Origin of the sequence: Bacillus sp. TH50, assembly GCF_016650565.1 — a bacterium.
GTDB classification, from domain to species: domain Bacteria; phylum Bacillota; class Bacilli; order Bacillales; family Bacillaceae_G; genus Bacillus_A; species Bacillus_A mycoides.
The window spans coordinates 712,365-725,027 of sequence record NZ_JAEKFM010000003.1 but is presented as its reverse complement, the minus strand read 5'-3'; the positions used below and the strand labels follow the sequence as shown (position 1 = coordinate 725,027).

General features: G+C 34.2%; 11 protein-coding genes and 3 pseudogenes. 11 read left to right on the top strand and 3 right to left on the bottom strand.

Going from position 1 to position 12,663, the window contains the following annotated elements; all coding sequences use genetic code 11:
- Nucleotides 1-5: 5 nt before the first annotated feature.
- From JFU23_RS03805 to JFU23_RS03790, 4 genes are all read left to right on the top strand, one after another.
- Nucleotides 6-497, top strand: coding sequence for an immunity protein YezG family protein (locus JFU23_RS03805; protein ID WP_063261446.1), 492 nt, complete (start codon nt 6-8; stop codon nt 495-497).
- A 272-nt stretch (nt 498-769) separates the two neighbouring features.
- Complete coding sequence (locus JFU23_RS31015; protein ID WP_201031420.1) at nt 770-1,543, top strand: HNH endonuclease; 774 nt, start codon at nt 770-772, stop codon at nt 1,541-1,543.
- The gene (locus JFU23_RS03795) at nt 1,540-2,028 is read left to right on the top strand and encodes an SMI1/KNR4 family protein (RefSeq protein ID WP_001233226.1); all 489 of its coding nucleotides are present in this window, start codon (nt 1,540-1,542) and stop codon (nt 2,026-2,028) included. The genes JFU23_RS31015 and JFU23_RS03795 overlap by 4 nt, the downstream gene beginning before the upstream one ends.
- Nucleotides 2,029-2,696: 668 nt before the next feature.
- Nucleotides 2,697-3,023 carry a DUF3895 domain-containing protein gene (locus JFU23_RS03790; protein WP_002013774.1) on the top strand — a complete coding sequence of 109 codons (327 nt, stop codon included), beginning with the start codon at nt 2,697-2,699 and terminating at the stop codon, nt 3,021-3,023.
- A gap of 68 nt (nt 3,024-3,091) precedes the next feature.
- Here JFU23_RS03790 and JFU23_RS03785 read toward each other — a convergent pair.
- Nucleotides 3,092-3,369: pseudogene (locus JFU23_RS03785) on the bottom strand (hypothetical protein); the annotation flags it as partial.
- Nucleotides 3,370-3,468: 99 nt separating this feature from the next.
- Between JFU23_RS03785 and JFU23_RS30455 the strand changes: the two are divergent.
- Nucleotides 3,469-3,711, top strand: a pseudogene (locus JFU23_RS30455) (IS1595 family transposase); the annotation flags it as partial.
- A 153-nt stretch (nt 3,712-3,864) separates the two neighbouring features.
- Here the strand turns inward: JFU23_RS30455 and JFU23_RS03780 are convergent.
- Nucleotides 3,865-4,038 carry a hypothetical protein gene (locus JFU23_RS03780; RefSeq protein ID WP_165773182.1) on the bottom strand — a complete coding sequence of 58 codons (174 nt, stop codon included), beginning with the start codon at nt 4,036-4,038 and terminating at the stop codon, nt 3,865-3,867.
- Between the two features lie 131 nt (nt 4,039-4,169).
- Nucleotides 4,170-5,402, bottom strand: a complete 1,233-nt coding sequence (locus JFU23_RS03775; protein WP_201031419.1) for an MFS transporter — start codon at nt 5,400-5,402, stop codon at nt 4,170-4,172.
- 221 nt (nt 5,403-5,623) lie between these two features.
- On the opposite strand from JFU23_RS03775, the gene JFU23_RS03770 reads away from it, so the two are divergent.
- From JFU23_RS03770 to serC, 6 genes and pseudogenes are all read left to right on the top strand, one after another.
- Complete coding sequence (locus tag JFU23_RS03770) at nt 5,624-6,205, top strand: TetR/AcrR family transcriptional regulator (RefSeq protein WP_201031418.1); 582 nt, start codon at nt 5,624-5,626, stop codon at nt 6,203-6,205.
- A gap of 443 nt (nt 6,206-6,648) precedes the next feature.
- Nucleotides 6,649-7,410 (top strand): annotated as a pseudogene (locus JFU23_RS03765) (DnaD domain-containing protein).
- 79 nt (nt 7,411-7,489) lie between these two features.
- Nucleotides 7,490-9,880, top strand: a complete 2,391-nt coding sequence (locus JFU23_RS03760) for a penicillin acylase family protein (protein WP_201031417.1) — start codon at nt 7,490-7,492, stop codon at nt 9,878-9,880.
- Between the two features lie 137 nt (nt 9,881-10,017).
- A complete protein-coding gene (locus JFU23_RS03755; RefSeq protein WP_201031416.1) occupies nt 10,018-11,085 on the top strand; it encodes a glycoside hydrolase family 113 in 1,068 nt (355 codons plus the stop codon).
- 88 nt (nt 11,086-11,173) lie between these two features.
- Nucleotides 11,174-11,365 carry a DUF378 domain-containing protein gene (locus tag JFU23_RS03750; RefSeq protein ID WP_002084566.1) on the top strand — a complete coding sequence of 64 codons (192 nt, stop codon included), beginning with the start codon at nt 11,174-11,176 and terminating at the stop codon, nt 11,363-11,365.
- 209 nt (nt 11,366-11,574) lie between these two features.
- Complete coding sequence (gene serC / locus JFU23_RS03745; protein ID WP_201031415.1) at nt 11,575-12,657, top strand: 3-phosphoserine/phosphohydroxythreonine transaminase; 1,083 nt, start codon at nt 11,575-11,577, stop codon at nt 12,655-12,657.
- Nucleotides 12,658-12,663: the final 6 nt, after the last annotated feature.

Here is a 12,663-nt window from a genome sequence, read left to right as displayed (position 1 = left end):
TAAAAGTGTTCGAATTAGAATTAAATAAAATCTATCAAAATATAGCTCAAAAAATAAATGATACAATTCCCGTAGAGTGGGATATCTTTTATTTTAATGCAGAGATTCATAACCAAGAGGGTGGGGTATTATTCTTTTTCAATACCCCAGATAGGTCGGATGAATATATATATTCCCATGATATACCAGATGTATTTAATGTGAGTGAAAAAGAATATGATAAGAAATATGATGAATTATTTCATTTAAGTGTAGAGTTACAAGAGATATTTACAAAAAATAATCAGGAACCTTGGTATTCTTTTGACATGATTGTGACATCTGAGGGTAAATTAAAAATCCATTATGGGTATACTAAATGGTATCAATCTACTTTTGGACCGAATGACCGAGTGGATTATTTTGAATATAAATATTTAGGGAAGAAACCTAGTAATGAAAATGAGCGAAGAAAATTCGAAGAGATGAAAGAATATGAAGAGCAAAATAAATCTTAAAATATTTTTTGTTAAATTAAGGAATGTATTATTAGCGAGTAAATATGTAAAATATTCAAATCAACTAGCTTTGGTTGGACTATTGGAAAAAGAATAGTGACGGATTAATGTTACTTATAAAATATATAAATTTAAAGCACTTGATTGTTATTTTTGACAACAAGTGCTTTTTTCATAGACATATTTAAACTTGATGAATAATGCGCGGTATATATTGATAAAAGAAAATAAATTGTTAATATTATATAATTGAAATTAAATTAGCAAAAGGTGTGGACTCCGTATCCCCAATCTTTAAAGGTGTAGAAATACTGCCAGATGGAAGTGTCGTTAGAACTGGAACGAACTATAGCGGAAAATTCCAAGAAGCCCATGATGCCTCAAAGGCGAGTATTCAGAGTAGGATCTCGAATTTGGAGAGTGGTGGGGTTAAGGGTACGGGTAATCCTGTTCATAGATCTGAAATTGACGAAGTAATTAAAAATAATTACGATAAAGACGGAAATTTGATTAATAGATCAATTGTGCCTAAGGGATATGATAGTGTTGAAGATTTCTTAAAACAAGTAGATGATACTACTATCAAAGAATTTGGGTATGATAGTGTTGAAGAGTTTAAAGAAGTCGTGGGACTAACAGAAACATATTTGAATACTAAAACGAAAAATAATATATTAAATAAGCCTTTAGCAGGAGGAACACATGTGAAAAAAGGAGTAGATTTTGATATTTTAGGATTCCCAATATTTAAAGGGGACGATGTTAAATTTACAATGAGACTAGATAAGAATTTACATATTAGTCCAGATGAGCCACAGTTTAAGGAATGTACAAGGAAATTAAAAGAAGCGATTGATTCAGGCAAGATTCCAAAAGAATTGTTTTCTCCAGATCAATTAGCTCAAATAAATGCTGGTAAGGCAAGAATAAAAGGATTAACTTGGCATCACCATCAAGTCCCTGGCAAGATGCAATTAGTTATTTCAAAAGTACATAAAGTAAATCACTTAGGTGGAAATAAATTATGGGGAGATGGAATTAGATGAGAAAAGTAGAGTGGCAATTTGCTGATGCAACTGTAAGTGAAGATTTTGTAGGGGAAATTGGTAATGAAATAGGTGTTAAATTTCCAAACGATTATATAAAATGTGTAGCTGTGAATAATGGTGCTAATGTGGAACCAGAAATATTTAATGTGAATAATCATGAGAGAGTTTTTGGGACTTTATTATCTTTTGATGAAAATAGTGACGAATATATAGTTGAAGTATATAATGACTTTAGTGATACATTACCTAAAGAATTAATTCCATTTGCATTTGACCCAGCAGGAAATTTAATTTGCTTTGATTATAAAAATCATGAAGAAAATCCAATTGTTGTTTTTTGGGAACATGAAGATGCATGGGAAAAGGAAGCGCTGATGGAAAGTGAAGGGATTACGGCAGAAGAAGCAGAGAAAATCGCAAGAGAAAATGTATTTTACATTGCAGATACATTTACTGATTTTTTAAGTAAATTACACGATTAAAAAATATAATGATGAATGAAAAATAAATTTTATGTGAAGTGGATAGAAAAAATAATAGGGTGTTTGAAAATAGATACTCCATGATGGTTGTACCATCATGGAGTACTGTGTGCAATGATAGAACAGAAAACGAAGTACGAGCTTAGGCGAAATGACATTTTACATGGCGGTGAATATAAACACATGGAATGGGCATGAAACTAACGAACTCGTACAAACTCGTAAGTTTTAACGTAGTAGTTGTCATGACATACAAAAGGTGTCATACTGTTACTACAAAACTTACAAATTTATGCTACTTAAAAACATATGAACTTAAAGCGCTTGATTGCCTATGAAAGGCAACAAGTGCTTTTTTTGCGTAGAAATTCAACAGAAAACTATAATTTTATTATGTAAACTTTTTCTGTTTTTTTTACATAGTGTATACAACTAACGAGGAGATAAATGTTCACTATTACCTTCATTCCTGTTATAAAAAATTCTACAATAGAAGACAGAACGTATATTTGGTATAATCAAAACATACTATATGAAATGATGTATATGAGTTTGAAATTCATGTAATAAGGTAAGTACTACATAACAATAACTAATATTTAAAGTTCTCGTACCTATAGGATTCAGTTCATGTTATACAAATCAGTTGTTAGAAAGGAAAAGATGTAATGAATCAAATTTCATTTGAAGATTTATTTGAAGAAGAAAAAGAGAAAGTGGAGGTAGCTGAGATCCCAGCACCTTTATCGCCCTTGCAAAAAGATATTTTGGGATTATTTAATTCTGAAGAAATAAGTGCACTTGAGCTATGCGAACAATTAATACGATCTGGTAAAATATCAGATGAAAGATTTACAACGAATAAGCCTAAAGCCTTTGGACAAGTATGCTTAATATTAGAAGGGTTTGTTACAGAAGGAAAGCTTACTTTTATCAAAAATGATGAGAAAAGAGATAGGGTTTATAAATTGAATGAAGAAATTTTTAACATATAAGCTGTCCAGAATTAAATGAATGTTTTCTACGGAGCTAGTTCAGTAACCAAAGTAAAAAGGGGTATCAATCAAGAAAGATTGATACCCCTTTTTGTTTTTTTACATCTTACATATTTACGTTTGAAACCGAGTCTTTCTCTATCAAGTTCTAAATGCATATTTTCGTAAGCATTTAGAAAACTGCTTTTTTCTTGTTACGTTTTACTTCAACTATACCAACTTCTTTTGCAGTCTCGACTGCCTTTTCATGTAGTGGCGCATATGAAATCCACACAGTGTTTAGAAGATTATTCATAGCGGATTTTGTTCGTTCTGGAGAATCCTGAATCGTATTTTTCACAATTTTATAGTTTTGTAAAAAAAGTATATTAAAAAATGCACTAATAAATTATTCTCCTTTTATTTAGGCGGTTTTCGTATAGATTGTTGCTCTCTATCAACGAGTAAAAAAGGGATATTCCACATACAACACGTTAATAACTTTCATCGCCGCTTGAAAAGATGGATGGAACGATTTCAAGGCGTTTGTACGTATTATTTGGATAGTCACCTCTACTGATATCGTTGGCTTGAGTTACATAAAAACTTAGCATTTGAAAATTGGATAGAGCAAATACTTATTTCAGCTTGCCAAAAATCTAAATATTTCACAGTTGAAGCATTAAGAAAAGATAAAAAGCATCATTAATCAGATGCTTTTTAGGTAGATTCAGTGGTTTATTGTTATTTAACTAATGGAGTAGTTTAGTTGAATAAGAAAAAAAGAGTAATGCGTATTTGACTTAAAATGCGATACAAAAATGAACTGTACAAGGATGACAATTCATTTAATAGGTAGGTATTATTTCACATTCTTTAGAGGAAAAATTACCTTGTTATAAAAAAATCTTTCCCATTTAGCTAACAAACCGTTCCCATTTTCACTACGTTGAATTTCAATTTCGTGTTTTTTATGAAATTCTGCTATTCGTTTATTATGCTCTTTGTGCAATTGATGGAGAGCTACTTGTTTCATTATTATCCCTCCTTTCGATTAACCATAATTATATATCCTGGGTTGATTATAGCAAAGTATTCTACACGTTTTGTAGATTAAATCTGCCTTTTAGTTTTAGCAGTAACAATCTTTGAGAAAACAGCCTTTATTTATGATGATCGTCGTAAGGTCATTGCCCAGAATAAAAGAGTGCAAGCACTAACGGATGCACCTAATATACAAACTCCGTTCCATCCGTAGCTTGCATAAATGTTTGTGGAAAGAATTGCACCTGTTGCACTGCCGATAGAATAAAAAATCATGTAACTAGCAGTGAGGCGACTTCTCGCTTCTGGACGCACTGTGAAAAGTATACTTTGATTGGTGACATGTACAGCTTGCATAGCTAAATCTAAAAGGATAACACCGATAACTAGTAGGAATAGAGAATGGTTCATTAATTTAATTAGGAGCCATGAAAGTAATAATAAGGATAAGGCTATGCCAGTAGTTCTCTCTCCGAATCCGCGATCAGCAAGTTGTCCGGCTTTAGTGGCAGCTAATGCACCAGCAACTCCAGCAAGACCAAATGCTCCGATAGCTGTATGTGATAGATTATATGGTGCAACACTTAGAGGTAAAACTAATGAAGTCCATAAAATACTGAATGAAGTAAAAATAAGCAATGCTAATATTCCGCGAATACGTAAGATCCTTTCTTCTACAAATAATAAGAGAACAGAACGTAATAATTTACGATAGGTCATAGCTGTTTTTTTATGTTCAAGACTAGGTAAATTACGATATAACAAACCAATTACGAAGAGCATAAGTACAGCAGAGGTGAGATAAACGGAACGCCATCCCGCTAGATCTGTTAATGTTCCGGCAAATGTACGTGCAAGTAGAATTCCTATTACGACACCACTCGTGACGAAACCTACTATTCGCCCACGGTCTTTTGGGTTAGCTAAAATGGATGCGTATGCGACGAGTGTCTGCGTAACAGTCGCAAGAATTCCGACTAAGGCCATACCTATAAAAAGTACGGTACTGGAAGGAGCGACTCCGACCACAATTAAAGCGAAAACGGATAAAAGCATTTGAACAATGATAAGTCTTTTTTGGTTTAACAAATCACCAAGTGGAACTAATAAAAGTAATCCGAGTGCATAACAAACTTGAGTAATCGTAATAACGACACCAATAGTTGAATGGTTGATCTTAAACGCATTTGATAAAGAATCAAGTAGAGGATGAGCGAAGTATATATTCGCCACAGCCATCCCGCAAGCTATTGAAAATAATAGAGTTATATAGCGGGGCATGATTGTATTGATAGGTGATTGGAACTGATCATTATTCTGTGTAAGAGCAGCTGTCATTTTTTCTTTAGTATCCATAATATCATCTCCTTTTGTTATTAAAATAATGTACCGAACGGTATGTTATTTCGTAAGTCAAATATAATCAGGGATAAGTTACTATGTCAAGTGAATTGTGAATTAAATTCAGTTTCTTTTGACATATCATTTATAATTTAATACGATATATAATATACTGATTAGTACATAAAAACGTGATTTATAATTTAGAAAACAGGTGAAAAAAGAGGAGGGGTTAAATGGCTCGACTACGTGAATTTGATAAAGAAAAAGCTTTGGATGCTGCTATGCAACTTTTTTGGGAGAAAGGATACGCTGCTACTTCATTAAGTGATCTAACTGCTAAAATGGAAATACAAAGACCGAGTTTATATGCAGCATTTGGTGATAAAGAAGGGCTATTTGAAGCTGCATTACGGAGATACACGAATATACACGCAGCTAGCATTCGAACAAAACTTCAAAAAGAACAATCTGTAAAAGAGGCCATTCGTATATTTTTTGAAAATATGGTGGAAGAGGAATATAAAAAAGAATCAAATAAAGGCTGTTTTTGTATTAATACAATGGCGGAACTTGCTCCTCATAATGAAAAATTTGAAGTGCTGACTAGAGAACATCAAATGTATCTTTCAGTTATATTTCAAGAATTAATTACTAAAGGAATTCAGTCTGGAGAACTGCAAAGTGATGTGAATGCTAAAGCATTGGCACAAACGCTAGTCACTTCATTAATTGGATTAACAGTGTTAATGAAATCTCGCCCAGAACGTTCAGTTGTAGATAATTCGGTATGTATCATATTATCGTTACTAAAATAAATGTAACAGAATTGTATTTCAATCAACTATGTCGATTATAGACACTTTTATTTATAAGCTTTTAACTTTAAGCACTGAATTGTCTACGAAGGCAACAAGTGCTTTTTATTTTCGTGTAAATATGAGCAGGTGAATCATAATGGTTGTCTGCAATATATGAAGATTGTTGGAGACATTTGTAATTAGGCATCGGATAAGAGAGAAATGAAAACACTATATAAGCCCCTTCAAAGCCCCTTATAAGCACCTACCAAGTAATAAATCACTAAGAAAAAACAAAACAAAAACAACTACAAGAACAAAACAAGCGCGAAAAAATAAAACCGGCGTTGTAGTAGTTAAAAAAATTTGGAATTCAAATGCAAAAATAAAGCCCTCATTCCTATATGTATATTGAAGGATTGAAATTTGCCTTTTTACGAATAAAAGGAGGTGGGAAACATATGGCGGTGTACCGTAATGTGCAGGTGAACTTTTGGCAAGATGAATTCATATTAGATTTAACGCCAGAGGAGCGTTATTTTTACATATATTTGTTAACTGGTACGAAAACGAAGCAATGTGGTATTTACATATTACCGAAGCGTTAGGCAGAGCTTGAAACTGGTTACAGTATGGAGACTGTTGAGAAGTTATTGAACCGGTTTGTGGAATACGGGAAGATTTTATATGATGCGGAAACGAAAGAGTTATTCATTATAAATTGGTTACACTATAATCCTATTTTTAATACGAACATAGAGAAATGTGTATTACGTGAGCTGAAAATGGTGAAAAGTAAAGAGTTCCTACATAAGTTTTTACGTAAATGTCTTGAAGAAGAATGCAAGATTCCGTTATTACTTCAGTATTTTGGTATGCCAGAGGAAGAGGTTGATAGTAATTCACAACAAGTAATTATTCAAGAGAAGGAAGAGGTAGAAAGAGTAGAGGATGTCACTCCGCATAGTGAAGTTTATAAATTTTACGAACAAAACATTAGTAGTCTATCTCCATATATCGCGAAGGAATTAAAGGAATGGATGCAAAGAGTTTCAGGAGATAAAGTACTAGAGGCACTTAAAATTGCGTTTGAAAATAATAAGGGGACACTTGCTTATGTAAAGGGGATTTTGAGGAATTGGTGTAAGAAAGGACGAGTAAGCTTTAATAAAGGAAAGGAAATAGTGCGTAAGAGAGAAGTATTCAGTTTGTATGATCCATAGCATGAGCAAGTAATGATTTCTTCTTTTCTAAAAGGTTCTTTCACAATAGAAGCGAATAGATTGAGAGAGGAGGGATTGTATGGAAGTCGTCATAAAAAAGAAACGAAATAGGGGAAAAAGAATTTTTATTTGGTCTAGTAGTATCGTTCTTTTTTTGTTTATTTGCGCTATGATTTTTTTGAACATATATACGCTGAGATCTATGCCAAAGATAGATGGAACGATAAAGCTAGAGGATATACAACATGCTGTTACGGTGAAGCGGGATGGTAAAGGTGTACCACATATTAAAGCGGAAAATGCGCATGATTTATATTTTTCGCAAGGGTATGTACAAGCGCAAGATCGTTTGTTTCAAATGGATTTAAGTAGAAGACAAGCTTCTGGTATGTTAAGTGAAGTTGTAGGGGAAGCAGCTGTTGATCGAGATAAATTGTTTCGAACGCTCGGTTTACGGCGAGCGGCAGAAGCATCTGTTAGTCAATATGATGGGGAAGCGAAATATGCCCTGCAGTCATTTGCTGATGGGGTGAATACTTTTATACGTGAAGCGAAGGCCGAAAAGAAATTGCCGGTTGAGTTTACTTTATTAGGCTATGAACCTGCTGAATGGTCAATTGTGGACTCTTTAACGATTGGAAAGTATATGGCGTTTGATTTAGGAGGACATTGGCATGGGCAGGCATTTCGATATTGGGCGTTGAAAAATCTTCCGGAAGAGCAAGCAAATAAGCTATTTCCTACATATCCGAAAGATGCACCTAGATTGCTAGCTGAATTGAAAAATACAAATGTGGACGTAGCACAAAGTTTTTCAAAGACAGTTATTCCACCAGAGTTTAACGGTAGTAATAACTGGGTTGTGAGTGGTGAAAAGAGTGTATCTGGTAAGCCAATTTTAGCGGATGATCCTCATTTATCTCTTGCGACACCTTCTATATGGCATCAAACTGCGTTAGAAACGAAAGATGTAAATGTGAGTGGAGTTATTTTTGCGGGTGTTCCTGGTGTTATGTTAGGGCATAATAAAGAGATTGCCTGGGGCGTTACGAATACAGGTCCTGATGTGCAAGATTTATATATTGAGAAGCGAAATCCTAATAATGAAAATGAATTTTTGTATAACGATAAGTGGGAAAAGGCTACGGTTGTTGATGAATCTATTAAAGTAAAAGGCGGGAAAACAATTCCGTATAACGTTACGGTTACGAGGCATGGTCCAGTCATTTCAGAGTTTGCGGATAAGGGGAAAGAGAAAACGAAAACAGTATTCGCTTTGAAATGGACTGCTTTAGAGCCTTCAGCTGAGTTAAAGGCTGTATTAAATATGAATAAGGCGAAAGATTGGAATGAGTTTGAGACAGCTCTTCAAGATTTTCACACACCGACTCAAAACTTTTTGTTTGCATCAAATGACGGCACAATTGCTTATAAAGCGAACGGAAATATACCAGTGCGTAAAAAAGGCGATGGTAGTTTGCCTGTACCTGGATGGACAGACGAATATGAATGGGAAGGGTATATTCCGTTTGATCAACTTCCAAAAGTAATAAATCCAAAACAAGGGTTTATTTCAACTGCAAATAATAAAATCGTTGATGATAATTATCCGTACCATATTAGTAATACGTGGGCGCAGCCATATAGGCAAATGCGTATTCAAGAGTTTTTACAAGAGAAGGAAAAGTATACGGTGAAAGATTTAGAAGATTTACAGATGGATCAAAAAAATTTATATGGGAAAGAGTTTACTCCTATATTGTTAAAAGAGTTAAATAAAGCATCTTTAAATGAAGTAGAGAAAGAGGGCGTAAAACAATTAACAAAGTGGAATTTTTACGATAGTAAAGATGAAGCGGCACCATTAATATTCCATTTGTTAATGAAAGAGATTTCGAATACGCTATTTTCAAAAGAAATACCGAAAGATGTGATGGAGTTATTTGAAGGGAAGTCACAAGTAGTTGATGAATTGATTCGAAAAGAAGTAGCAGGAGAAAATAGCGCTTGGTTTACGGAGTACGGAGGCTTCACAAAAGTTGTGCATACATCGTACGAGAATGTAATGAAAAAATTACAGAAGGAATATGGACCGAATGTTGCGGAGTGGAAGTGGGGCGATTACCATCAACTTGCTTTTACACATCCGATTTCGAGATCATCTAGTATGTTAGCATTACTTGCGTTTAATCGTGAGAAACCAGTTCCAATTGGCGGAAGCCAAGTTACCGTTCAAGCAGCGAGTTACGGAGATAACGGTATTGTAAATCATGGGGCTTCTTGGCGATTCGTTATTGATACGAAAGATATGTCAAACGGTTATCATATAGTGGGGCCGGGACAGTCAGGACATTTTAGAAGCGATTGGTATCATGATCAAATAGATGATTGGGTGAACGGTGAGTATCATACGACTACACTGAATACAGATGGGATAGAAGGGAAAGTGTTAAATTTAGTCCCTAAATAATGTGTAGATATTTTGAGATGGAATGGTTTGTAAAGGAGCGGGAGAACCGCTCTTTTTTTGAATTATTTTTCTTATGGAATATATGTGTAATGTTGTATAAAATAATCAAGAGAGCCAAAAAATACAGGGGGAAACTTGTGAAGAAAAGTAAGAGTTTAGTAAGTATTTTAGGAGTGTGTATCATGTTGTTTTCTTTTTGTTTCCAGGGAAATATACAGGCGGATGTAAATACTGTTCAATCTGGAAAAATAAAATCAGGAAACGTAACGGTATGGGAAGTAGGTAATGTAGCGAAAGTGTTAGCAGATGTAGAGCGCTTGAATTTAAATACGGTGAATGTACCTATTCAAGTAGATATTCCGGATGTGAATTCGGCTAATATGGTAATTAATCAGGCGCAAAAGAAACAAGCTATTATTTTAATTCAAGAATTATTAAAGCGTAATATACAAGTTATATTGGAGCCGTTTCCGTTTATTCAGCAAGGAAATATTGGAGAAACAGAGTGGAACCCTAGTAATATTAACGATTTCTTCTGGAATTGGAAAACGGTTGTTTTACAAGATATTTTTAATTCCATTACAAGTAAGTACAATATTTATGGGCTGAAAATCGCTTCTAATTTCGTGAATATGGAATATGCAGAAGGATATTGGAATGATACGATTAATTTTGTTCGCCGGCAGTATAAAGGAAATGTTTTGTATCAAATGAACTGGTGGTTAACTGCAAGCTTTGATCCTTCTTATGAGGCGAAATTTAAAGAGAAAATAAATCGCCCGTATTTAAAAAAGGTGGACATTGTAAGTATTGATAGTTGGTTTGAAGTTTCAGGAAAAAGAAATCCATCATACGAAGAAGTAAAACAAAGCTTATTTGCGACGACAGTATACAATCGGGGCCAAAATGTTGTTCAGCAACTTGAGACATTACATAAAACAACTGGAAAGCCAGTTTATTTTGGTGGATTTAATGTGCCAGCACGTGAACTTGGACTACAAAGCCCGTGGAACCCAGATGTTACGAATGTGTTTTCGAAAGATGTACAACTTAACGGGTGGCGTGCTTACCGAGATGTATTAGAAGCGAAGCCATATTTTAAAGGTTTTTCAATTTGGTTTATCGGATCTAATGATAGTAATCATTCATATCAAATACATAGTAAAGAAGCAGAGACAGTTATTAATGGCTGGTATCGAAAATAAATTTTATAAAATAGGTAAGTTTTAGAATCTATTACATATATTTTAGTGAAAGGCCTTTCACCATCTTATCACCTAGGGGGCAATCATAATGAAATTTTTGTCATACCTTACAGTAATTTTGGTGATTCTTGGCGGTTTGAATTGGTTGTTTGTGGCGTTAGATTATAATGTAGTTGAGAAATGGTTTGGTTCTATGCCGGCGCTTGTGGATACTATTTATTGGCTCTTTGGTCTTTCAGCTATTTATCAAATTTTCGATCGGTTCTTTACGAGTAAGTAGCTATTATACTTAATTACTAGAGTGTTAAGTACGATTATGTACTTAACACTTTTTTGTATGTTTATAAAAAGCAGGGTGCACATGCAAGCGATTCCATTGCGTCTTGCACCGTAATAACGGAAAACAAATTGACCGTGTATTGTATATAGGTTATAATTCAGAAAGTTTAAAAAATAATAAAAATGAGAAATAGGGAGGTTATCTGGGTGATGGAGAGAGTGTATAATTTTTCAGCAGGACCATCTATACTCCCTTTGCCAGTTTTAGAGAAAGTGCAAAAGGAGCTTGTAAATTATAACGGGACAGGCATGTCTGTTATGGAAATGAGCCATAGATCTTCTTATTTCCAAAGTATTATTGATGAAGCAAGTAGCTTACTTCGTGAATTAATGAACATTCCTGATGAGTATGAAGTTTTATTTTTACAGGGCGGTGCGTCATTACAATTTTCTATGATACCGTTAAATTTAATGAGTACGTATAAAAAAGCTGGGTACGTACTGACAGGTTCATGGTCTAAAAAGGCGCTGCAAGAAGCCGGAAAAGTAGGAGAAGTACAAGTGATTGCTTCTTCTGAAAAAGAGAAGTTTACTACAATTCCTAAAATGGATGATTTACCAAATGATGAAGAACTAGATTATGTACATATTACAACGAACAATACAATTGAGGGGACAAAATATGTGGATATTCCACAGTTAGAAAGAGTGCCGCTCGTTGCGGATATGTCCTCAAATATTTTATCAGAACAATATGATGTTACGAAGTTTGGTCTCATATATGCGGGTGCGCAAAAGAATTTAGGGCCAGCGGGTTTAACGATTGTAATTATAAAAAGAGATTTAGTTGGCAGTGCAAATAGTGCTTGTCCTACGATGTTAAACTATGAAACTTACAGTAAAAATAACTCCCTATATAATACACCGCCAACCTTTAGTATTTATGTAGCAAAACTTGTACTAGAGTGGTTGAAAGAACAAGGCGGGGTATCTGCGATTGAAGAACAAAATAGAATGAAATCTTCACTTCTTTACAATTTTTTAGATGAATCTAAATTGTTTACTTCACCAGTTGACCCTACGTATCGATCACTTATGAATATTCCGTTTACAACACCGTCAGAAGAGCTTAACAATCAGTTTTTACAAAAATCGAAAGAGCGCGGTTTCGTTACGCTAAAGGGACATCGTTCAGTCGGTGGTATGCGCGCTAGTATTTACAATGCGATGCCAACCCAAGGTGTACAAGAATTAGTAGACTATATGAAGGAATTTGAGCTTGAAAATAGATAGGGAGAT